At 70.9% G+C, this 22,226-nt stretch carries 14 protein-coding genes and 1 tRNA gene; 7 read left to right on the top strand and 8 right to left on the bottom strand.

Going from position 1 to position 22,226, the window contains the following annotated elements; translation table 11 throughout:
- Window positions 1-1,857, bottom strand: a complete 1,857-nt coding sequence (locus M6B22_RS16860) for a hypothetical protein (RefSeq protein WP_269442732.1) — start codon at window positions 1,855-1,857, stop codon at window positions 1-3.
- A 185-nt stretch (window positions 1,858-2,042) separates the two neighbouring features.
- Between M6B22_RS16860 and M6B22_RS16855 the strand changes: the two genes are divergently transcribed.
- The gene (locus M6B22_RS16855) at window positions 2,043-3,350 is read left to right on the top strand and encodes a DUF2130 domain-containing protein (protein ID WP_269442731.1); all 1,308 of its coding nucleotides are present in this window, start codon (window positions 2,043-2,045) and stop codon (window positions 3,348-3,350) included.
- A gap of 137 nt (window positions 3,351-3,487) precedes the next feature.
- Here M6B22_RS16855 and M6B22_RS16850 read toward each other — a convergent pair whose 3' ends face one another.
- The gene (locus tag M6B22_RS16850; protein ID WP_269442730.1) at window positions 3,488-4,336 is read right to left on the bottom strand and encodes a nuclease-related domain-containing protein; all 849 of its coding nucleotides are present in this window, start codon (window positions 4,334-4,336) and stop codon (window positions 3,488-3,490) included.
- A gap of 369 nt (window positions 4,337-4,705) precedes the next feature.
- Between M6B22_RS16850 and M6B22_RS16845 the strand changes: the two genes are divergently transcribed.
- Window positions 4,706-4,876 carry a hypothetical protein gene (locus tag M6B22_RS16845; protein ID WP_269442729.1) on the top strand — a complete coding sequence of 57 codons (171 nt, stop codon included), beginning with the start codon at window positions 4,706-4,708 and terminating at the stop codon, window positions 4,874-4,876.
- A gap of 198 nt (window positions 4,877-5,074) precedes the next feature.
- Here M6B22_RS16845 and M6B22_RS16840 read toward each other — a convergent pair.
- Window positions 5,075-5,148: transfer RNA gene (locus M6B22_RS16840), tRNA-Met, on the bottom strand.
- A gap of 46 nt (window positions 5,149-5,194) precedes the next feature.
- Window positions 5,195-8,164 (bottom strand): UPF0182 family membrane protein, encoded by a 2,970-nt coding sequence (locus tag M6B22_RS16835; RefSeq protein WP_269445839.1) that lies wholly within the window; start codon window positions 8,162-8,164, stop codon window positions 5,195-5,197.
- 94 nt (window positions 8,165-8,258) lie between these two features.
- Between M6B22_RS16835 and M6B22_RS16830 the strand changes: the two genes are divergently transcribed.
- Complete coding sequence (locus tag M6B22_RS16830) at window positions 8,259-8,801, top strand: PPA1309 family protein (protein WP_269442728.1); 543 nt, start codon at window positions 8,259-8,261, stop codon at window positions 8,799-8,801.
- A gap of 508 nt (window positions 8,802-9,309) precedes the next feature.
- Here M6B22_RS16830 and M6B22_RS16825 read toward each other — a convergent pair.
- Window positions 9,310-10,410, bottom strand: coding sequence for a YlbL family protein (locus M6B22_RS16825; protein WP_269442727.1), 1,101 nt, complete (start codon window positions 10,408-10,410; stop codon window positions 9,310-9,312).
- 102 nt (window positions 10,411-10,512) lie between these two features.
- Window positions 10,513-10,698, bottom strand: a complete 186-nt coding sequence (locus tag M6B22_RS16820; RefSeq protein ID WP_269442726.1) for a hypothetical protein — start codon at window positions 10,696-10,698, stop codon at window positions 10,513-10,515.
- Window positions 10,699-10,788: 90 nt separating this feature from the next.
- Here M6B22_RS16820 and M6B22_RS16815 point away from each other — a divergent pair, with 90 nt between their 5' ends.
- The gene (locus M6B22_RS16815; protein WP_269442725.1) at window positions 10,789-11,994 is read left to right on the top strand and encodes a zinc-dependent metalloprotease; all 1,206 of its coding nucleotides are present in this window, start codon (window positions 10,789-10,791) and stop codon (window positions 11,992-11,994) included.
- Window positions 11,995-12,020: 26 nt separating this feature from the next.
- Here the strand turns inward: M6B22_RS16815 and M6B22_RS16810 are convergent, their stop codons facing one another.
- Complete coding sequence (locus tag M6B22_RS16810) at window positions 12,021-17,549, bottom strand: ATP-binding protein (protein WP_269442724.1); 5,529 nt, start codon at window positions 17,547-17,549, stop codon at window positions 12,021-12,023.
- A gap of 100 nt (window positions 17,550-17,649) precedes the next feature.
- The gene (locus M6B22_RS16805; protein ID WP_269442723.1) at window positions 17,650-18,318 is read right to left on the bottom strand and encodes a M48 metallopeptidase family protein; all 669 of its coding nucleotides are present in this window, start codon (window positions 18,316-18,318) and stop codon (window positions 17,650-17,652) included.
- A 227-nt stretch (window positions 18,319-18,545) separates the two neighbouring features.
- On the opposite strand from M6B22_RS16805, the gene M6B22_RS16800 reads away from it, so the two are divergent.
- From M6B22_RS16800 to M6B22_RS16790, 3 genes are read left to right on the top strand one after another with little or no spacing between them, the layout of a single operon-like run.
- Window positions 18,546-19,556, top strand: a complete 1,011-nt coding sequence (locus tag M6B22_RS16800; protein WP_269442722.1) for a hypothetical protein — start codon at window positions 18,546-18,548, stop codon at window positions 19,554-19,556.
- A 53-nt stretch (window positions 19,557-19,609) separates the two neighbouring features.
- On the top strand, window positions 19,610-20,920 hold the full coding sequence (locus M6B22_RS16795; RefSeq protein WP_269442721.1) for an ABC1 kinase family protein: 1,311 nt from the start codon (window positions 19,610-19,612) through the stop codon (window positions 20,918-20,920).
- A complete protein-coding gene (locus tag M6B22_RS16790) occupies window positions 20,917-22,185 on the top strand; it encodes a hydroxyacid-oxoacid transhydrogenase (RefSeq protein ID WP_269442720.1) in 1,269 nt (422 codons plus the stop codon). The genes M6B22_RS16795 and M6B22_RS16790 overlap by 4 nt, the downstream gene beginning before the upstream one ends.
- Window positions 22,186-22,226: the final 41 nt, after the last annotated feature.

Genomic DNA, 22,226 nt, shown 5'->3' with positions numbered 1-22,226 from the left:
TCAGCCGGCCTTCCTCTCGGTGGTCGATGAACCGAGCGCGACCGAGCCTTCGGCGACACCCTGGATCAAGTTGGTGATGATGTTGGTTGCTGCTTCCTCGCGGCGACGCAGCTCTGCGAGATGTGCGCGGATCTCACCCAGGGCATCCTCCAGTGGCTGGATGTCTGCGCGCGGGAGTTCGGGGATCAGCCATGTCCTCCACTCGGAGCTGGTCATCTCGTTGATCGCCGCGGCGAGTGCGCGTGGGCCGATGCCGGCACGCAGCGCGTCGACTCGCAAGATCCGACTCGGCGATGCCACCAGTGAGCCACCCTCCTCGTCGACCACTGCTCGCGGCGGCGACGCCAAGAAGACCACGTCGCCGGGCTCAGTTCGGTTGGCATGGGAGTAGCGGTCGACGGCTACGAGCGGGTCGATCGATCGCGCAGGCGCGCTCGGGTCGGCAGACAGAATCCGCACCGAGCCCGTCGCGTCACAGTGTTCATCCGCAACGCGCGATCCGTTCTGGATCTTGATGGACCGGGCATCCACGAGCTCGCCGAGCGAACGGGGTGCCGGGCGCGTGGTCATCCTGCGCCCGGAGACGGGAAGATCCAGCACGTTGACCGGTTCGCGCGTCACCAGGGTCGCCTCGACCACGCGGTCGAGCGGTGACCTGGCCTTGGGCGAGATCGGCGATGCCGCGCCGATGCCCGGCACGACGACCGTGTCTCTGGTCCACGTCTCGTTGTACGAGACGACGCGTCCGTACCGGTAGGAGCGGGCTCCCGTCTGCTCCAGCGCCCCGAGGACATCGTCGGCAAGCTCGGCGTTGTCGACCGCGCGCCCGGAGAGATCGGCGACCAGGACCCCCGTTGCGGCGACGTCGCCTCGAAGCACCCACAGCCCCAGGTTCTGACGGTGCGCCTCCCGCCAGAGGCCGCGCGGCAACTTGAACGCTGCGATCAGCGCGCAGCCCCCCTGCGCCCCCATCTCGATGGTCTTCCGTCGGCCGTCGTAGAGGTCGCCGGCGAGCCGGTCGCAGAGGGCGCTTGCCGGACCCACGATCACTGCGACCTGTCCAGCGGCAAGCTCGAGAGCCGCATCGTCGGCGAGGCGCAGCGCTTCGGAATCGTCACGTTCAGGCAAGGAGACGACGCGGACGCGTGGCCGGTCGACGTCATCGAGGGTAAGCCCGTCGATGACCAGGTGGCGCAGCATGGATCGGTCGGCGTTGTCGGTGTGCGCCGCCGACTCGAAGCCCGCCGCGATCTGGCGCGCGCGTGGATCCAGCCGAAGGTCGATCGCGACGTCGTCCGGGCCGAGGTACGTCCGGCACGCAGTCGCGATCGACTGCAGCAGGGCGACCAGGTCGGGCGCGAACCCACGGGCTCCTCGCGCCGGGCGGCTGTCGAGCAGCCGCGAGAGTGCCTCGCCCGGCCCTCGTGTCGCGGCGACCAACTCGTCGACGTACACGGCCAGATCACCGTCGTCGGCCGCGTCCCGGATCTCAGCAACGAGGTACCTGTCGTGTGGGTCGACCTGCTCGGCCAACGCGATCCGCTCCCCGGCCGTCAGCGGGCCGAGATCTTGAGCGACCTTCGCACGCAGCGCGAGCAGCGCCACCGCGCGGTCCAGGTCGAGGTTCTCGGGCGCCGCCACCGCCGGCGCGTCGAGCCGCGCCTCCCGGTTGTTCCCGCGCCCGGTCTCATCCAGCCAGTCGAGGATTTCGTCCTGGTCGAAGTACTCGACGCCGGCCACGACCTTGACGGACGGTGGGAAGCGGGAGCTGGCCGGGCGACGGCGCCAGTTCGTGACGGCCTGGCGCGTCACGTTCGCGAGACGGGCGATCTCCGACATCGTGATGAGCGACTGCACTGCTTCCTCCCTCCCACGTTAGACATCAAGTTGGCGACACAGAATCTAGATCCTATGCTCCCTCGCGCCCACATGACTCTCGTTTAGGGGGCTAAACACGCGGTTGTTTGTCTCGCCACACTCGCTCGTTGACGATCTGAGCACCTGGCCGCCGGGCAGCGACGGTCGCGACTTGGAGGTGCTACATGCACGAGATCAGGTGCCCGCACTGCGGGACCGTGTTCAAGATCGATGAGGCGGACTACGCCGGCCTCGCCCAGCAGGTGCGGACTGCGGAGTTCGAGATGGAACTCCACGCGCGGCTCGCCGAGGCCGAGCGGGCAAAGAAGGCCGAGATTGAGCTTGCCGAAGCGAAGGTCGCCCAGCAGGCCGAGGCGGCTGCAGCGAAGAAGGACGCCGAGATCCAGCGGCTGACGAGCGAGCTCGACCTCGCCGACCAGGCCCAGGAACTCGCACTCGCGAAGGCGTCCGAGGCGGCGCAGAAGAAAGTGGCCGAGAAGGACGTCGAGATCACGAGCCTCAGGAGCGAGCTCGACAAGGCCAGCACGAGCCAGGAGCTCGCCGTCACGAAGGCTGTGTCGGCCATCCAGCAGAAGCTTGGCGAGGCCGAGAGCAAGCTCGCGCTCCAGGAGGCCGAGCAGAAGGTCAAGGAGGCTTCGCTCAAGGAGTCGCACTCCAAGGAGATCGCGCTCCTGCAGGAACAGGTCGAGCAGTACCGGGACTTCAAGGCGAAGCAGTCCGTCAAGCTGCTCGGCGAGTCTCTCGAACAGCACTGCGAGACCGAGTTTAACCGTGTCCGGGCGATGGCGTTCCCCAACGCCGCGTTCGGCAAGGACAACAACGCTTCCAGCGGCACCAAGGGCGACTACGTCTTCCGTGACTTCAGCGAAGACGGCGTCGAGTACATCTCGATCATGTTCGACATGAAGAACGAGGCGGACACCACGGCGACCAAGAAGAAGAACGTCGACTTCCTTGCCAAGCTCGACAAGGACCGTCGCGACAAGGGCTGCGAATACGCCGTCCTCGTGTCCATGCTCGAAGAGGACTCCGAGCTCTACACGGGCATCACGGATGTCTCGCACGAGTACCCGAAGATGTTCGTCGTCCGACCGCAGTTCTTCCTGGCCATCATCGCTCTGCTCCGCAACGCCGCCCAGGAGACCATCCTCGTGAAAGCCGAGCTGGAGCAGGTCAGGAAGCAGAACATCGACATCACCAACTTCGAGGCCGAGCTCGAAGACTTCAAGTCGGCGTTCGGTCGCAACTACAACCTCGCTAAGCGCAAGTTCGACGCCGCCATCGACGACATCGACAAGGCCATCGAGCGCCTCCAGAAGGTCAAGGAGGGGCTCCTCGGATCCGAGAACAACCTCCGCCTCGCCAACGACAAGGCGACGGCCCTCACGGTCAAGAAGCTCACTCGTGGCAACGAGACGATGAAGGCGAGGTTCGCCGAACTCGAGCCGCCCCAGGCGCCCGACGCCGCCTGACCACCGACCCGCGCGATGCACCTTCGGCCCGACCGGAGCCGAAGGTGCATCCCGAGTACAGACTCTGATCGACACGATCAAGACCGCGGCAAACTCTTGCAGGAGTCCGCGAGGGCGTAGATCGGGACGCGGTGGCTCTACGCGGGCGGGAATGTCGCGGCGAGCCGCCGGTGGACCGCGTCGATGTGCTCAGCGTCGAGCGGACCGGGATTGAGGATGAGATCATGCGCCTTCTTCGGCCAGAGGACCTTGACGCCACGGGTGGTGAAGTCGCCACCGAACAGCGGCCAGTCGGCCTCGATGAAGACCAGCATTCCGGCGATCGGGACGTCCGCTATGACCGACTCCAGCGCTTCGCCCACGAGCCGTACTTGCTTGTTCATGCCCTCGACGATGGCGTCGCAGCGGCGGGTGCCCACCATCAGCGTCTCCGTGCGCGGGCGCAGCAGGCCGCCCTCGATCTTCAGGTGTGGTCTGCCCTTGTACCGCTTCGCATCCAGAACGCAGACGCCCACCGGGCTGACCGCGATGTGGTCGATGTTCGCCCGCGTACCGGGGATCCGGCGGTCGTGGAGCACTTTCACACCATGATCGGCCAGCCCGTCGAGGCTTCGGCCGAGTAGCTCCTCCCCCTTGGCGCCGCGCTCCCACGCCGTCGTGCTCTGCGGTTCCTCTGACAGGGCAAGGAGCAGACCACCGAGCTTCGGATGCCTCGCCCGGATCCGATCCTCGCGCTTGGCAACCCGCCGCTCGTACTCCCGTCGAGCCGACGCACCTGCCTTACCCGCGTCGGTGACAGCAGCCGAATCGAACAGGGTCGGATGCGTGGACGGCGCCTCCTCCCCGTGGTGGGCCGGCGCGTCGGCGGCGCAGTCGAGGCAGACGACCTGCTTGGCTGTCGCGTCGTACCAGGCGAACGCACCGCGATCGAGTTCGACGCCGCACGCCCGGCACACGCCGGCGTACCGCAGCCGGAGCTGCCTCATGCCGACGGATGCTGCCATCCCTCCGCGATCGGCACCAGACGCCGCATCTTGATCGCTTCCGAGGCCCGCTCCGACCTCAAGGTCCAACGATCACACCTCTTGCGAGCTGGCCGCGTCATTCGTTGGCACGTAATACTTGGTGGCGTGGATGAGGTGCGACGGAGCGTGCAACGCGCACGCGAGGTCGCTTGCGCATGGTGCGACACGGCGATCGTCGTGGCAGGCAGGGGCCGGCTGCCGACCTACTGCTCTAGCGGTTGTCGCCATCGGGCGTGGGAGCAGCGTCGCGCGGCTGCCAGCGGGCTGGCTGCCGTCCGAGTGGTCGAGCGGCCTGTCGAGGTCCGCGTCGAGAGGACGGTCGAGCGCGTCATGGAGGTGCCAGTCCACCCACGCGGGCGCGAGTGGGCCGACCAGCTGCGCGACCTCGCCCGGCAGCTCGACACCGGCCGCGTCTACGACCGGGACCTCGACGCGGTGGTCGAGGCGCTGCGGGTCGTGAACGATGCAGTCGCCCGGCGGGAACGCCACCGCCGCCGGTAGCCAATCGTGGTGGATGAGCGAGTGGGTGAGCTCACCCACGGGTGGCCCTAGAACACGTGGCCCCACACCGGCATACGCCCAGTGGCTGGCGTCCTGACCGCCATGCCGGGCGCCGCGGAGTGTGGACAGATTGTGGACAGATGATCAAGGGCTCCAGCACCGGAGTGCTGGAGCCCTTGAATTTACTGCCTTGCGTTGTAGCGGGGGCAGGATTTGAACCTGCGACCTCTGGGTTATGAGCCCAGCGAGCTACCGAGCTGCTCCACCCCGCGTCGGTACCACCAGCCTACCTGGCGGCACCCGGCATTCCAAACCGGCCTACTTGGACGGACTGGGGCTCGGCGTCGACGACGCGCCGGGCAGGCTGCCGTACTGGCTGAGGTACTGCTTGACCAGGCCGTTCAGCTTCTGCTGCGCCGCACCGATCTTGGCGAAGTCGCCCGTCTTGGTTGCGGCCACCAGGTCGTCGTACGCCGTGTTCAGCTGGGTGAGCAGCGCCTGCTGCCCGGCCGGCGGCGGGGAGGTGGACGAGCCGGTTGGCGTGGGTGTCGACGAGTTCGGCGGCGTGGTGGCACCGCCACCACTGCTCGGCGGACTCTGCTCGCTCGCGCCGCACGTGACGTTCGCCAGCGTGTGGCCGGTGCAGTTGCCGGGCAGGAAGTCGCTGAGCGCATCGGCGAGGGTCTCGCCGTACCCGACGTTGTCGCCGTACACCGCGATGATCCGCTGCAGCTGCGGGTAGACGCCCTTTCCGCCACCGGTGCCCTGCGTGTACAGCGGCTCGATGTACAGGAACGAGTTTCCGATCGGCAGCGTCAGCAGGTTGCCGTGGATGACGGAGGAGTTACCGCCCGCGGTGTTGAACAGCGACAGGTCCTTGGTGATCGTGCCGTTGCTGCTCAGCTTGTTGAAGACCTGCTCGGGCCCCTGCACCGCAGACGAGCCGTGTGGCAACTGCAGCACCGTGATCGCGCCGTAGTCCGACGGGTCGGAGTTCACGCTCACGAAGGACGCGAGGTACGTCGAGTTGTTGACGTTCATCGGGGACGTCAGCTGGAACTCGGCCGTGTTCGACTTGCCGTCCGGCGGCGCGGCCAGCACGTAGTAGGGCGGCTGCTGCGCGGCAGTGGACGCGGTCGGGTCGTCCGGCACCGTCCACTTGTCCGCGACGTTGTAGAACGTCACGGCGTCGTCGACGTGGTACATCGCCAGCGTCGCGCGCTGCACCTCGAACAGGTCCTCCGGGTAGCGGACGTGCTCGCGAATCCCTTGTGGCATCGCGTCGTTCGCCTTGACCAGACCCGGGAACACCTTCATCCACGCGTCGAGCAGCGGGTCGTCACTGCCCCACTGGTACAGCGTCACCTTGCCCGTGTACGCGTCGACGGTCGCCTTCACCGAGTTACGGATGTAGTTGATGCTGTCGTTCGGCTGGCTCGCCGTCTTGTCCGTCTCCGACAGCGAGTCGTTGGTCAGGCTCGACAGCGACTGCCGCTCGGCGTACGGGTAGTTGTTCAGCGTGGTGTAGCCGTCGACCATCCAGACGATGTGGCCGGTGTCCTGGTCGACGATCGGGTACGGATCGCTGTCCACGGTCAGGAACGGCGCGATCTTCTTCACCATCTGACGCGGATCACGATCGAAGATGATCTTCGCGCCGGACGCACTGGCCGCGTCGTTCAGCAGGAAGTTGCCCTGCTTGTACTTCACCGCGAAGGCGAGCCGGGTGAAGACGTTCGACAGCGAGACGCCACCGCTCCCCTCGTACCGGATCTTCTTGGTTCCGTTGCCGTCGTACTCCTGCGGAGCGCCGTTCGCCCCGACGATCGAGTAGTCCGGCAGCAGCTCGCCGAAGTACACCTGCGGCACCTTCAGATCGAGCGCGCCGGTCGGCGGGATCCCGCCGGCGGCAAAGGAGTCCGACACGTTCCCGGTGTTCGTGACGTCCTTGTCCGCCTCGGCCGCGACGAAGCCGTAACCGTGCGTGTAGTTGGTGTGCTGGTTGATCCAGTTCGTCTGATTACCCGTCAGGTTCGCCTTGTCGAGTTCGCGGACGGCGACGATGTAGTCATGCGTGACCCCGTTGACGGTGTACCGGTCCACGTCCAGCTTGCCCGGAAAGCCGTACACGTTGCCGTCCTGCTGGAACCGCGCGAAGGTCGGCGAGATGACGTTCGGGTCGAGGATCCGCACGTTGTCGATCGTGGGGCTCTTAGTGGTCAGCGCGGACACCGGCGGGTTCGTCGCCGCGGTGTACGGCACGTACTTGACGTTCTTGTCCGTGACGATGCCGTACGCGTTGCGGGTCGCCTCGATGTTGCGCAGGATGTACGGCACTTCCTTGCTGCTGGCGTTCGGCTTGACCGACACCTGCTGGACGATCGCCGGGTAGATGCCGCTGATCAACACGCTCAGCACCATCAGCACGATGAAACCGATGCCGGGCAGCAGCGCACTGCGCAGCCACAGGGACGCGAGCACCGCCAGGGCCAGGATCACCGCGATCCAGAACAGGATCGTCCGCGCGGGCAGCACCGAATGCACGTCGGTGTACGAGGCACCGGTGAACTTGCTGCGGTCGGAGAACACCAACCCGTAACGGTCCAACCAGTACGCGACGGCCTTGAGCGCCATGAATACGAACACCAGCACGGTCAGGTGCCGGCGCGCGGCGGGCGTGACCTTCGGGCCGGGCGTCTGGAGCCGGATCGCGCCGGACAGGTAGTGCATCACGATCGAGAGCAGCAGCGCGAAGATGATCGCGGTGAAGCCGAAGCCGAGCATCAGCCGGTACGTCGGGTAGTCCCACGTGAAGAACGAGATGTCGCGGCCGAACTGCGGGTCCTTGACCCCGAACTTGCCGCCGTGCAGCCACAACTGCCACGTCTGCCAGTCGCCCTGCGCAGACATTCCGGCGGCCAGGAAGGCGATGGCCATGACGAAGCCGAGGATCAGCTTGCGCCGCGGCTCGAGCATGACCCGGTAGTGCTCCAGGTTCTGCTGCTCGGCAGACATGGGCCGGAACGGCGGCCGCAACAGGTAGGCGACCACCATGTTTCCGCCGATGATCAGCGCCATCAGCAGCCCGAAGACGAGGAACAGCGTGATCCGCGTCCACAGCACGCTGCTGTACACGTTGCGGTAGCCCAACTGACCGAACCACAGCCAGTTGACGAACACCCCGGTCAGCTTGACCAGCACGATGAGCAGAACGATGAGCACGCCCACGACCGACAGCGCGATCTTGGATCGGCGCGACAGGTTCATGCTGGGCATGGGCGGCCGCATGGCCACGGGGTACTCCTACCGGTAAGGGTCAGCTTCGAGGTCAACGTACCGGCCGCCGCCGCGGTTCCGGACGGGCGTACGGCAGGATCGGGTCGTGACCGCTCCACAGCACGGACTTCTCGAGGCGACCACGGCCGAGATCGAGGCGCACGTCGCGGCTGCCGGCTGGGACCGGCCGCCCCTGCTGTTCGCCCTGGTCCGCGCCGCGCAACTGGCCGCCGACGACCCGGCGACCGCCGAGCGGCTCGGCCTGGACGCCGCCAGCGACGACGCACTGGTCCCCATCGAGCAGGAGCCGTTGCCCGACGGCCCGCTGGACGAGGTGCTGGCCCAGATCGCCTGGCCCGCCGAGGTCGCGGGATGTGCACTTGCCCAGGAGATCATGGTTCTTCCGCCGTCTGCCGAGGACGAGGTGGACGAAGCAGGCGGGGCAGCCGACCTCGCTGCGGCCGCCGCGCACCCCGAGCGTCGCGACGCACGCCTGGTGGTAGGTGTGCTCCGCGAGTCGCCCGGCACTGCTGCGGCACTGCTGCGGCTGCGCGGGCGCGACGGCGAGGACGACAGCGACCTGCTCACCGGCCCCGACCTGGCACCCAACCTCGCCGAAGCTCTGCACGCCACCCTCGCGGCTGACTGAGACTCGGCCGCGGCACCGCCGCGTCGCGGCACGGCATCGCGGCACCGCCGCGTCGCGGCACGGCATCGCGGCACCGCCGCGTCGCGGCATCGCGTTCAGCCCACAGCGACGGGCGACGCTCGCTCGCCTGTGGTGGCGGGCGCACGCTCGTCCTATGTGACTGGCGCAGGGACGGTCGCGCACGATTCAGGCGGTGCTTGCGCTGCCGGGTCGCCTCCGCACGGGACCAGAGACGACCGACGGTGACGGTTCGTCCCGTTGCCTGGGTCGCCTTCTGCCGTGGTGAAAGGCGGACCGACGGCGGCAGGTCAGCTCATGGTCGGGGTCGCGCTTCCGGTCGCGTTGGATCCCACCCGCCTGGACAGGCAACCAAACCCCCATCCGCAACACCGCACACGACCCCACGCCCAGCTACCCGCTCAAGACCTAGCCAGTGCTCGTGCGGACGGTTGCACCGGCGCCGAGCGAAGAAGCCGAGCGATCGACTACGCACCGCGCACGAGCACGATCAGCAGTGCGGGACAGCCGTGCCGGCCGCGAGCGCCTGCAGGTCCTGCACGGCGTCCTGCAGCTTGCTCACCTTGATCACCTGCAGCCCGCCCGGGACGGCGCCCCGCACGTCCGCGCAATTGGCCGCAGGCGCCAGGAAGACCGTCGCGCCGGCCCTGCGCGCGGCGATCATCTTGAGCTGAATGCCGCCGATCGGGCCGACCGTGCCGGCGGGATCGATCGTGCCGGTGCCGGCGATGAACCGACCGTGCGTCAGGTCGACCGTGCCGACCTTGTCCATGATCCCCAGCGCGAACATCAGACCGGCCGACGGGCCACCGATCTGGTTACCGAGGCCGAGGTCGACCTCGAACGGCAACTGGCAGATCTGCTCACTCACCTCGACGCCGAGCGAGCCGCCGGTGCGGCCCTTCAGCGCCGGCCCGAGCGTGATGCTCACCTGCTTGCGCTGCCCCTCGCGGGTCACGACCACCGGCACCGCAGTGCCGGGCGGCTCGCTGCTGAGTACCGATGTCAGCTGCGCACTGGTCGTGGTCGGCTTGCCGGCGACGCTCACGAACAGGTCGGAGGGCTCCAGCTTCTTGTACGACGCGCCGTCGCTGCGCACCGTCACGACACCGAACTTCTTCGGGTAGCCCAGCTCGCACGACGCCGCGGCGATCGCGCTGTCCTGCGATTGCGCGAACGCCTGGGTGTTCTCCTGGTTCACCTGCTTGTCGGACTTGCCCGGCGCGTACACCGACGAGCGCGGCACCACCACCTCGTCGTGCAGCAGCCAGCCCTTGAGCGCGTCGAAGGCGCTCAGCGGCTCGGACGAGACGTCGACCGTGGTCATGTTCAGGTGGCCGGTGGTGCGCTTCGCGGTGGTGCCCTTGATCACGATGATCTGGCTGCCCGCCTCGTCGGTGCCCAGCGTGTTGTACGTCGGGCCCGGCGAGAGCACGACGTACGGCACCGGCATGGTGAGCGCGAGGATGAACAGCACCACGAACAGCACCAACGCGATCAGCAGCGCACGCACCCGGCGACTGAGCGCGACGAACCAGCGGATCCCCGGAATCGGCCTGTCGAGAAGGGCGTCCAGGGGGCGTCGGCTCACCGGGGCAGCCTATCGGCCGGGGCTGTGCGCCCGATCAGGCTATCTGCTCGATCCGGCTGTGCACCCGATCCGGCTGTGCACCCGATCCGGCTGTGCACCGGATCAATCGTCGGGGCCGACCCGTTCGGTTCCGCGCGCCGGCACGGTCAGCGCGGCGAGGTAGTCGCGGTGTGCCTGCATCGCGGCGTCCGTGTCGAGCGGACGCTTCGGCCGCGCCCGCCACCACGCCCACAGCGCGGCGAGCACGGTTGCACCGACCGGTGCCGACAGCCACAGCGCCCATGCCATGGGCGCGACGTTACCGGCGCGGCGGTGTTCGCCCTGCGCGCAACGCGGAACGCCGAGCAGCACTGGTTCGTCGCTACTACCGTGAACCCCATGACCAATCCCCCGTTCGGATTCGGACCCGGCGCCGGCGGGTCTGACGACCTGTCCGGCCAGATGCCGCTGTTCGCCGAACTGCAGAAGCTGCTCTCGTGGACCGGCGGCCCCGTCAACTGGGACCTCGCCAAGCAACTGGCGGTCTCCACGCTCAACGGTGAGAACCAGCCGGTCGACCCGGCGGAGCGCGCCGCGATCGCCGAGGCGATCCGGCTGGCCGACCTGTGGCTGGACGAGGTCACCGAACTGCCGTCCGGCGTGCGGTCCGTCGAGTCGTGGACGCGGCTGGACTGGCTGGACCGGACGCTGCCGGTGTGGTCCTCGCTGTGCGACCCGGTCGCCTCGCGCGTCGTCGCCGCGATGTCCTCGGCCATCCCGGCCGAGCAGCTGCAGGCGATGGGTGGCGGCAACCCGCTCGCCGGAATCATGAACCAGGTCGGCGGCCTGATGTTCGGCGCCCAGGTCGGCCAGGGCCTCGGCGCGCTCGCCCGCGAGGTGGTCGCCGCCACGGACGTCGGCATCCCGCTCGGGCCGGACGGAGTCGCAGCGCTCGTCCCGGAGAACGTCAGCGCGTTCGGTGAGGGCCTGGAGCGCCCGGCCGACGAGGTGCGCCTCTACCTGGCGCTGCGCGAGGCCGCCCACCAGCGGCTGTTCGGCCACGTGCCGTGGCTGCGGCAGCGGCTGCTGGACGCGGTGGAGAGCTACGCGCGCGGCATCACCGTGGACATGTCCGCGATCGAACGGGCGATGGGTGAGGTCGACCCGACCAACCCCGAGAGCGTTCAGAACGCCCTGTCCGGCGGGCTGTTCGAGCCGGAGACGACGCCCGAACAGCAGACCGCGCTGCGCCGGCTGGAGACGCTGCTCGCGCTCGTCGAGGGTTGGGTCGACGCCGTCGTCGCCGCCGCGGCCGGCGAACGGATGCCCGGCGCGGAAGCACTGCGCGAAGCGTCCCGCCGTCGCCGGGCCACCGGCGGCCCGGCCGAGCAGACCTTCGCCACGCTCGTCGGGCTGGAGCTGCGCCCGCGCCGGCTGCGCGAGGCGGCCGCGCTGTGGTGGAGCGTCACCGAGAAGCACGGCATCGCCGGGCGGGACGCGATCTGGGCACACCCGGACCTGCTGCCCACCGCGGACGACCTGGACGACCCGCTCGGCTTCGCCGACACGATCGGCGGCGAGGAGCTCACTCCCCCGTCGGAGTGAGCCTGGCCGAGTGAGTTCGGCGCCGCTCAGGCGCGGCGCAGCCCTGCCTCCAGCGCGGCGATGATCCGCGGGCGCAGCTCGTGCGGGTCGATGACCGCGTCGACAGAGCCGACGCTGACGGCCCGATGGATGCTGTGGATCGTGTCGAACTCGGTGGCGACCTGCCCGAGCTTCTCCGCGCGCACCGCGGTGCGCACCTCGACGAGTTCGGACGCGAGCGCCGCGCGGTCGGCGTCCGAGGCCGCCGATGCCAGCCGTGCCTCGACGCCCGTGACGCGCGGGTCCGCGGCGGTGCGGGCGTCGACGTCCCGCGAGAACACCACCGCGGCAGCCGGCGCCCCGCCGATCACCGACGCGAACGAGCCCTCGACCGCCAGCACCGTCATCTGCGGGTTCAGTGCCTTGGAGAAGACCACGAACGCGCCGCCGTGATAGCGCGACACCACGCAGAACACGATCGGTCCGGCGAAGTTGACGATCGCCCGGCCGATCTCCGCGCCGTACTCCAGCTGCAGGCTGCGCATCGACTCCGGTGAGCCGTCGAAGCCGGACAGGTTCGCCAACACGACGACCGGGCGGTTCCCGCTGGCGGCGTTGAGGGCGCGAGCCACCTTCTTCGACGACCGCGGGAACAGCGTCCCGGCGGTGTACGTGTCCGGGCCGTCGGCGGGCGGGAAGCCGCGCCGTGGCACGGACTTCGACTCGATCCCGAGCAGGCACACCGGGATGCCGCCGAGGTGCGCGTCCTGCACCACCGCCGTCTCGGCGTCGGCCATCCCGGCCCAGCGCTCCAGCGTGGGGTGGTCCTGGTCGGCCACCGCCGCCATCAGCGTGCGGATGTCGAAGGCCTTCTTGCGGTCCGGGTTCGTGCCGGCCGAGAAGATGTCACCGACCGTGGTGAAGCCCGAGTCGGCCAGTTGGTGCGGGTAGACCGTGACGTCGCGGTCGGCCGGGTCGCTCGTGCGTGCGCGGCGCGGGCCGGACTCGCCGGGATGGACGTAGGTGTGCGCGTAGTGCTCCATCAGCACGTCGTGCGCGCCGGCCAGATCGGGTGCCCAGTACTGCGCCTGGCCGTTCGGGCCCATCACCCGGTCGTAGCCGCCGATGCCGAAGTTGTCCTCGGCGCTGACGCCACCGGAGAAGTCGAGGGACTGCTTGCCGGTGAGCACCATGGCGCTGTCCGGCGTCATGACCAGGATGCCCTTGGTGTGCATGAGCATGGTGGCCTCGGCGTTCCAGTACGGCTGGGCGCCGACGTTGATGCCCGCCACGACCACGTTGATCTCGCCGCCGGCCTGGGTGAACGCGACGATGCGCTTGAGCGCGCGCGCCACCCAGTCCATGTTCTCGGTGCCCGAGTCCATCGAGATGCGCGCCCCCGCGGACACCGCGAACCACTCCAGAGGCACACCTAGCCGCTCGGCGAGGTCGATCGCGGCGATGATGCGCGAGCACTCCGGCTCGGCGACCGCGCCGAGAGCCTTGAGCGGATCGCCGCACAACAGCACCCGGGTGATGCCCTCGGGGTACCGCTCGGTCGGCGTGGTGATGAGCCCGGCGATGATGCCCGCCTTGTTCAGCCCGTACGGCCGGTGCACCGGGACCAGCGCGCCGGTGTCGTCCAGGTCGTACTCCTGCGCCGTGCCGCCCGGGCCGGCGATCATGGCCTGCAGCTCGTACGGGTAGACGACGCCACGGCGCCGCGCCCGCAGCACCTTCTGCGCGTAGTCGTCGAGCGGCTTGAGCAGTTCGGTGGGCGGCTGCTCGATCGAGCTGCGCACGCCGGAGCCGGGGCGGTAGTGGAACCGGGCCACGATGGGGGCGGAGTCGCCGTCCGGTGTGGCGATCTGCCCCTGGATCAGCACCTCCTCGACGCCCGCACCGGTGGTGAGCGGCGAGATCTTCTGCTGCAGCGCGGTGAGCTGGTCCAGGTCGGCCTCGACGGCGGGCCAGATCTGCACCCAGACGTAGTTCATGTCCAGCCGGGCGCCGGCTGCACCCTGGGCCGAGCGGGCATGGCGGATCGCCTCGAAGCAGTTGGCGATGGCGCGCTCGAGATGCGGCAGCGCGGCGACCCGGCCCTCGTCATCGCGGACGACGATGAGCTGGCGCACCTGGGCGAGCGCGACCAGCCGCTGGTCGCCGTCGTTGCCCGGCGCCACGCAGTGATACAGCAGCACGTCCTCCGGCGCGTCCAGCCGGGTGAGCTCGAACCCGCGCAGCCGCCACAGGTTCAACCGCCGGCCGACCATCGGGTGCACGCCGCGGACCAGCCGGTCCTCCGTCAGCGAGCCACCCTCGCCCGGGCGGAAGGTGAAGTACCCGACCGGACGCCCGCCGCCGGGGCACACCGCGATCGCGACGCGCCGCACCTGGCGCACGAACGGCAGGCCGGTGAGCAGCCCGCGCAGCCGCTCGGCGGCCTCGTCCGGCGCGTGCGGCTCGTCCGGCCAGGACAGGTACAGGTCCGCGACGCCGTCCTGGCCCGGCTCGCGAAGGGCCAGCCGGCCGCCCACGGCGCTCGCCAGGGTGCTGCCGTCGCTGAGCTCGGCCACCGTCCCGATCGTCGACACCAGGTGGGTGGCTCGCCCGTCGAGCGTGTAGTCGGCCTCGGCGAACGGGCGGCCGTCGACGTCCAGCTCACCCAGCCCGGTGAGCCCGTGCTCGCGGTAGTGCCGCTTGACCAGCACCGCCAGCATCGGCTCGCGCGCCGGGACGCCGTGCTCGAGCCGCTCGGCGAGGAACCGCACGATCTGCTCGGGGATCGCGGCCAGCTTGTCCATCCGGGCCCGGCGCTCGGGCCCGTCCGCCATCGCCGCGAGAGCCTGCACCTCGCCGGCGACGCCGCCCAGCACGCTCGCCCGCTCGGCGTCCACCTGCGGCTGGTCGAACCACCGGAACCGCACGCTGCGGGCCAGGTCACCGATCACCGGGAAGCGCAGCTGGGTGGCCAGCACGAGCCGGTCCAGCACCTCGCGCGCGACGCCCGCGACCGGTTCGGCAGGGCCGGGCTCGACCAGCCAGCGCTGCAACAGCGCGGTCGCGAGCAGCACGTCCGGCGCGGAGCGCTGCTGCGCCAGGAACACCCGGAACACCGCCTCCTCAAGCTGCGGCGAGCGATCCAGGTTGTCGACCCCGTAGTGCCGCAGCACCCGGCCGAGCTTGGCGCGGAACTGCTCGGGCAGGGCGCCCCGCTCGACGTCCAGGCTCTGCAGGAACGTGTGGAAGTGCTCGCGCGGGCTGTGCACCCGGTGCTCGACGTGCTCCTTCTCCTCGGCCGGCCGGTTGCGGCTCAGCTCGGCGAAGTCGGCGAACACCTCCAGCACCGCAACCTCTGCGGCCAGCTGCGAGCTGTCGCTCGCGAGCAGCTCCTCGCGGGCGGCGAGGTAGGTCGCCAGCGTGCCACCCTCGTCGCGCGGGTCCACGTCGTAGCCGAGCAGCATGGCGCGCAGGTCGGCCCGGGCCCGCACCGCGCGTTCGGCCGGCCCGGCCAGGGTCGGCTCGGCCGCAGGCAGGTCGAGGTCGGCGGCCTCCTGCGTCCCGGCCTGCTGCACCGGGCCGGTGCCGTCGCCGACCGGCTCGAGCCGCATCAGCGGCGCCCCGGTCTCCACCTGGCTGCCGGCGGAGACCAGCAGCTCCTTCACCCGCGCGGCGAACGGGGCCGGCAGCACCGTCTCCATCTTCATCGACTCCAGCACGAGCACCGGCGCGCCTGCGGCGACCTCGGTGCCGACCGCGGCCGGGGTGGCCACCACCAGCGCCGGCGCCGGGGACCGCAGCACGCCGCCCTCGTCACGGCTCACCCGGTGGGTGACCGTGCCGTCGACCTCGACGAGCTGGATCGGGCCGTGCGTCGCGGTGATCAGCCGGTAGGTGCGGCCGCCGACGGTGACCCGGCAGGTGTACTCGTCGAGGCGCTCGACGTCGGCGTCGACACTCTCGCGCCGCTCTCCGGCCAGGATGTCCACCCGGAACCGGTGCGGACCGATGCGCGAGACGGTGAGCTTGTAGGCGGCCCCGCGCAGCTTGAGCTCGACGGCCCCGCTGGTGCGGTGCTGCACCTGGGGACGCCCGCCGCGCGCGGTCTCCAGCAGCCGGGTGCGCTCGAGCGCCTCCTCGTCCTCGTACGCCTCGATGCCGGCCGCGACGAGCGCGATGCCGGCGTGCTGGTGTGAGGCGAGCCGGCCCTGCGCGCGGACCCGGTCGATCCAGCCGGTGTCGGCGCTGCCGTCGGCCACCTCCGGCTGGGCCAGCAGCTCGAGGATGAACGACTTGTTGGTCGAGCCGCCCTCGATCACGACCGTGGTCTCGGTCATCGCCCGTCGCAGCCGGGCCAGCGCCTCGTCGCGGTCGCGGCCCACCGCTATCACCTTGGCGATCATCGAGTCGAAGTCGGCGGGGATGAGGTCGCCGGACGCCACCCCGGTGTCGACCCGGATGCCCGGGCCGGCCGGCAGGCGCAGCAGCGCGATCCGTCCGGGTGACGGGGCGAAGTCGCGGTCCGGGTCCTCGGCGTTGAGCCGGGCCTCGACGGCGTGCCCGTGCTCGCGCGGCGGCTCCCCCTCCAGCCGGCCGCCGCTCGCGACGTGCAGCTGCAGCTTGACCAGGTCGGTGCCAGTGGTGATCTCGGTGATCGGGTGCTCGACCTGCAGCCGGGTGTTGACCTCGAGGAAGGCAAACACCTGATCCCGCGGGCGGTACAGGAACTCCACGGTGCCGGCGCCGGCGTACCCGACGGCGACGGCCAGCCGCTCGGCGCTGGCCTTGAGCCCGGCCGCCTGCTCGGCGGTCATGACCGGTGAGGCGGACTCCTCGATCACCTTCTGGTTGCGCCGCTGGACCGAGCAGTCGCGCACGCCGAGCGCCCAGGCGGTGCCGTGGCCGTCGGCGATGATCTGCACCTCGACGTGCCGCGCGCCGGAGACGAGCTTCTCCAGGAACACCACGCCGGAGCCGAACGCCCGCTCCGCCTCGGCGCGGGTGCGCTGGTAGGCCTCGGCCAGCTCGGCGTCCGAGCCGACCATCCGGATGCCGCGCCCGCCGCCGCCGGCGCTCGCCTTGAGCATCAACGGGTAGCCGATCCGTGCCGCCGCCGCGAGGGCGTCCTCGAGGGTGTCCACGCCACCGCCGCTCCAGGGGGCCACCGGGACCCCGACCTGCTCGGCGAGCAGCTTGGCGCCGATCTTGTCGCCCAGCGCGCGCATCGCCTGCGGGCTGGGGCCGATGAAGCGCACGCCGATCCGCTCGCACAGCTCGGCGAAGCCGGGATCCTCGGCGACGAAACCCCAGCCCACCCAGGCGGCGTCGGCGCCGCACTCGAGCAGCGCCCGCTCGAGCACGGCGTGGTTCAGGTACGGCCGGTCCACCGCAGGTCCCAGGTCGTAGGCGAGGTCCGCCTCGCGCACGAACATGGCGTGCCGCTCGCCCTCGGTGTGCAGCGCCACGGTCTCGATGCGGTGCCCGCCCGCCGGGGCCTCGGCGTTGAGGTCGCGCACCGCGTGGATGAGCCGCATGGCGGCCTCGCCACGGTTGACGATGGCGATGCGCGTGAACATCGAAGGTGGGGCCTTTCAGCTCGGCGGATGGACGAGGGCGGATCCGGTGACCGCCCCTGAGCCTGCCACCCCGGCGTGGTGACTCACGGGTAATGCTCGCCTACCCGCTCGTCGGCGTGAGCTCGGCCCGATCCTCGTGCGGGTCGCCGTGCACGTCGTCCTGCAGGTCGTCCTGCAGGTCGTCGGAGAAGGACAGCCCCGCGGACGCGCTGACCCCGTCCAGGTACCCGCGAGCCCGCTCGGTGCGCGGATAGGCCTGCAGCAGCGCCCAGAAGCGCGGCCCGTGACCGGGCACGATGAGGTGTGCCAGCTCGTGCAGCAGCACGTAGTCCTGCACCCAGCCGGGCAGCTCGCGCAGCGCGGCGGAGAGCCGGATGGTGCCGGTGGACGGGGTGCAGGAGGCCCACTGGGTGCGCATCACGCCGACCCAGCGGACGCCGGCGGGCCGTGCCCGTCCGTCCAGGTAGTCGCGGGACAGTTCGGCGGCCCGGCGGGCCAGGGCGGCGTCACCGGAGCGTCTCGCGCCGCCGCCGCGCTGCAACCGGGCCACCATCGTGGCGACCCACTCGGCCTCCTCGGCGCGCGTGAACCGCGCCGGGATCAGCACCACGATCCGCCCGCCGTCGCGGTACGCGGAGACCGTGCGCCGTCGTTTGGCACTGCGGCGCACCTCGACCGGCTCGCCGCCCGCCGCCGCGGTCCTCGCTGCCGTCGTCGCCGCGGTCGTCACTGCCGTCGTCGCCGTCTTCGCCGGGTTCGCTGCTGGCACGTGCCTACGCTAACCCGCGGCACCGACGCCACCACGTCCACAGCCGGCGCGCGTCGTCCACAGTCCCGGCGCCGGTTATGCAGACACTGTCCACACCTCCGTCCACAGGTGTGGACATTCACTTCAGGGTTACTCGGCTGTCACCCGCGCGTCACGTCGAGCAGGGCTACCGGCAGCCGCTGTGGATAACTTTCGGACCCCGTCTCCCGCCGTGCCACAGTGACCGGATGGACGCCGTAGCTGGCCCTGATCGGATGCTCAACCCCGCCACCCGGCTGCTGTGGCGCTCGAACAACTGCCTGCAGCTGGAGCTGGGGGATCGTGCCGTCGTCGTCGACGGGCCGGCCGCGCGCAGCGTGCGACGGCTGGCCGGACGTCGCTCCCCCACCGACACCGGACCGGCCACCGGCACCGCGGTCCTTCGGGCGCTGGCCGACGCCGGTTTCCTCTGGCCGCGGCCGGCGCCGGACGGCGAGGACCGGCTGACGCCGCCGGTGCCCCGGCTGGCCGCCGAGCTGGCCGCGCTCTCGGCCCGCCGCGGCGAGGGTGCGGCCGAGGTGCTGTCCGCCCGGCGCTTCACCTCGGTGCTGGTGCACGGCTCGGGCCGGGCCGGGCCGCACGTCGCGGCGCTGCTGGCCGCCGCGGGGGTCGGCCGGGTGAGCCTGCGCGAGCCGGGCCCGGTGCGCCTGCACCACGGCGTGCCCGGCGGCGTGCTGCCCGGCGACGAGGGCCGCAGCCTGGCCGCGGCGACGGCCGACGCGGTGCTGCGGGCGGCGCCGGAGACGGCGACCGAAACGCTGCCGCCCGACGAGCCCGCCGACCTGGTGGTGCTCGCCGAGGACAAGCCCGCCGACCCGGACCACCGCGACGTGCTGCACCGGCAGCGCCGCGCGCACCTGGTGGTGCAGCTGGCGGCCGGGCACGGAGTCGTCGGGCCGCTCGTCATTCCCGGGCTGAGCAGCTGTCTGCGCTGCGCGGACCTGCACCGGCTCGACCGCGACCCGGCCTGGACCGCGCTCGCCGTCCAGCTGTCCGTACGGCGGACGCGCCGGGCGCCGGGCGAGGTCGCGCTGGAGTCGGTGATCGCCGGGCTCGCCACGCAGCAGGCACTCGCCTTCCTCGACGGGGAGCAGCCGGCCGCGATCGACGGAACGCTCGAACAGCATCCGCCGGACTGGCGGATCAGGCGACGCAGCTGGCCGGTTCACCCGGACTGCGACTGCCAGTCGGGCCGCTGAGCGGGCCCCGACCGCACGGCGGGGTGTGCCCGTCGTGGTGAACAATGGCAACCGTGACCGACATCCCGCAGCGCCGCGCCGCCCGGGCCGCCAAACTCGCGTCGCTGCCGCTGGGGGTCGCCGGCCGGGCCACCGTGGGGCTGGGCAGGCGGATCTCCGGGCGCTCCGCCGGGGAGGTCTCCGCCGAACTGCAGGCGCGCACCGCCGAGCAGCTGTTCACCGTCCTCGGCGAGCTCAAGGGCGGTGCGATGAAGCTGGGCCAGGCGCTGTCGGTGTTCGAGGCGGCGCTGCCCGAGGAGTCCGCGGCGCCGTACCGCGAGGCGCTCACCCGGCTGCAGGAGGCCGCGCCACCGATGTCGGCGATCACCGTCCGCAGCGTGCTGAACGAGCAGTTCGGCCGCCGCTGGCCGGAGCGGTTCGCCTCGTTCGACGAGGTGCCCGCCGCCGCCGCAAGCATCGGCCAGGTGCACCGCGCGGTGTGGGCCGACGGCCGCGAGGTCGCCGTCAAGCTGCAGTACCCGGGCGCCGGGCGGGCGCTGCTCGCCGACTTCACCCAGCTGTCCCGGTTCGCCTGGCTGTTCGCGAAGATGTCACCCGGCCTGGAGGTCAAGCCGCTGCTCGCCGAGCTCAAGGAGCGCATCCTCGAGGAGCTGGACTACACGCTGGAGGCCGAATCGCAGCGCGCCTTCGCCGCCGCCTTCGCCGACGACCCGGACATCGCCGTGCCGCGGGTCGTCGCCAGCGCCCCGAAGGCGATGGTCACCGAGTGGCTGGACGGGACGCCGCTGTCGCGGATCATCGCCGAGGGCAGCATCGAGCAGCGAGACCACGCCGGCACGAGGCTGGCGCTGCTGCACTACTCGGCCCCGACCCGGGCCGGCCTGCTGCACGCCGACCCGCACCCGGGAAACTTCCGCATCCTCGCCGACGGCCGGCTCGGGGTCGTCGACTTCGGCGCCGTCGCCCGGCTGCCCGGCGGTGCCCCGGAACCGCTCGGCCGGCTCACCCGGCTGGCCATCGACGGTGACGGCGACGGCGTGGTGTCCCTGATGCGCGAGCACGGCTTCCTTCGCCCCGGCGTGGCCGTCACGGCACGTCAGGTGATCGACTACCTGGGCCCGATCCTCGACCCGCTGCGCGAGCCGACGTTCACCTTCTCGCGCGAGTGGATGCGCAGCCAGGCGGCCCGGCTGGGTGACCCGCGCAGCGAGGAGAGCCGCGTCGGGCGGCTGTTCAACCTGCCGCCGGAGTACCTGCTGATCCATCGCGTCACGCTCGGCTCGCTCGGCGTGCTGTGCCAACTCGGCGCAACCGCGCCGTTCCGCGCGCTCGCCGAGCGCTGGCAACCAGGATTCGCACGATGAGCATCGAATCGGTCTTCACGTACGGCGCTCCCGCGCTGAAGTTCGGCGACGGCGCCTCGGACGAGATCGGCTACGACCTCGCCCAACTCGGCGCCACCCGCGCGCTCGTCATCACCGACCCGCGGGTCGCGGCGACCGGGCTGCCCGAACGGGTCGCCGCGCAGATGGCGCAGTTCGGGGTGCAGGCCGTGGTCTTCGACGGCGTGCACATCGAACCCTCCGACGCCAGCATGCAGGCGGCGATCGACTGGGCCCGGGCGAACGGGCCGTGGGACGCGCTCGTGGCCGTCGGGGGCGGTTCGAGCATCGACACGGCGAAGGCGGTGAACCTGCTGCTGACCAACCCGGGCGAGCTGATCGACTACGTCAACGCCCCGGTCGGCGGCGGGCTCGCTCCCGTGCGCCCGCTGCACCCCTTGGTCGCGGTACCGACCACGACCGGCACCGGCGCGGAGAGCACGACGATCTGCGTGCTGGACGTGCTGGCCCAGCGGGTCAAGTCCGGGATCAGCCACCAGCGGCTGCGGCCGACGCTCGCGGTCGTCGACCCGGCGCTCACGCTGAGCCAGCCGGCGGGCGTCACCGCGGCGGCCGGCATGGACATCTTGTGCCATGCGTTGGAGAGCTACACCGCCCGGCCGTACGACTCGATCGAACGCAAGGCGCCCGAGCAGCGGGTGCCGTACTGCGGCGCGAACCCGATCTCGGACATGTGGTCGGAGAAGGCCCTCACGCTGCTCGCCGCACACTTCCGGCGCGCGGTCGCCGACGGCGACGACCTGGGGGCGCGCCGCGGCATGGCGATGGCGGCCACGTTCGCCGGCCTCGGCTTCGGCAACGCGGGCGTGCACATCCCGCACGCGAACGCGTACCCGATCGCGGGCCAGGTGCGCGACTTCCGTCCCGCCGGGTATCCGGACGACGAGCCGCTCGTGCCGCACGGCATGGCGGTCTCGCTCACCGCCCCGGAGTCGTTCCGGTTCACCTTCGCAGCCGCACCCGAGCGGCACCTGCGCGCCGCCGGACTGCTCGACCCGGACGCGGCCGAACGGGGCGACGCCGGCGCGCTGCCGCGGGCGCTGATCAGCCTGATGCGTGACATCGCGCTCCCTGACGGCGTGGCCGCGGTCGGATTCGGCCCGGCCGACGTGGACGAACTGGTCAGTGGCGCGCTCAAGCAGCAGCGGCTGCTGGCGACCGCGCCGCTGCCGGTCGCGGCGGAGGATCTTGCCGGCATCTTCGAGCGCTCGATGTCGCTCTGGTGAGGTAGCGTTTCCCGTTCGTGTCGTGGGGGAAACCTGCCGCT

The organism is Jatrophihabitans cynanchi (assembly GCF_027247405.1).
Taxonomy (GTDB): domain Bacteria; phylum Actinomycetota; class Actinomycetes; order Mycobacteriales; family Jatrophihabitantaceae; genus Jatrophihabitans_B; species Jatrophihabitans_B cynanchi.
This window is presented reverse-complemented; position numbering and strand designations above follow the sequence as displayed.

Excerpts from the sequence above, each read along its gene's own strand:
- M6B22_RS16855 (WP_269442731.1), top strand. The coding sequence starts at position 2,043 with ATGCACGAGATCAGGTGCCCGCACTGCGGGACCGTGTTCAAGATCGAT.
- M6B22_RS16850 (WP_269442730.1), bottom strand. The coding sequence starts at position 4,336 with ATGAGGCAGCTCCGGCTGCGGTACGCCGGCGTGTGCCGGGCGTGCGGC.
- M6B22_RS16845 (WP_269442729.1), top strand. The coding sequence starts at position 4,706 with ATGGAGGTGCCAGTCCACCCACGCGGGCGCGAGTGGGCCGACCAGCTG.
- M6B22_RS16835 (WP_269445839.1), bottom strand. The coding sequence starts at position 8,164 with ATGCGGCCGCCCATGCCCAGCATGAACCTGTCGCGCCGATCCAAGATC.
- M6B22_RS16820 (WP_269442726.1), bottom strand. The coding sequence starts at position 10,698 with ATGGCATGGGCGCTGTGGCTGTCGGCACCGGTCGGTGCAACCGTGCTC.
- M6B22_RS16815 (WP_269442725.1), top strand. The coding sequence starts at position 10,789 with ATGACCAATCCCCCGTTCGGATTCGGACCCGGCGCCGGCGGGTCTGAC.
- M6B22_RS16810 (WP_269442724.1), bottom strand. The coding sequence starts at position 17,549 with ATGTTCACGCGCATCGCCATCGTCAACCGTGGCGAGGCCGCCATGCGG.
- M6B22_RS16800 (WP_269442722.1), top strand. The coding sequence starts at position 18,546 with ATGGACGCCGTAGCTGGCCCTGATCGGATGCTCAACCCCGCCACCCGG.
- M6B22_RS16790 (WP_269442720.1), top strand. The coding sequence starts at position 20,917 with ATGAGCATCGAATCGGTCTTCACGTACGGCGCTCCCGCGCTGAAGTTC.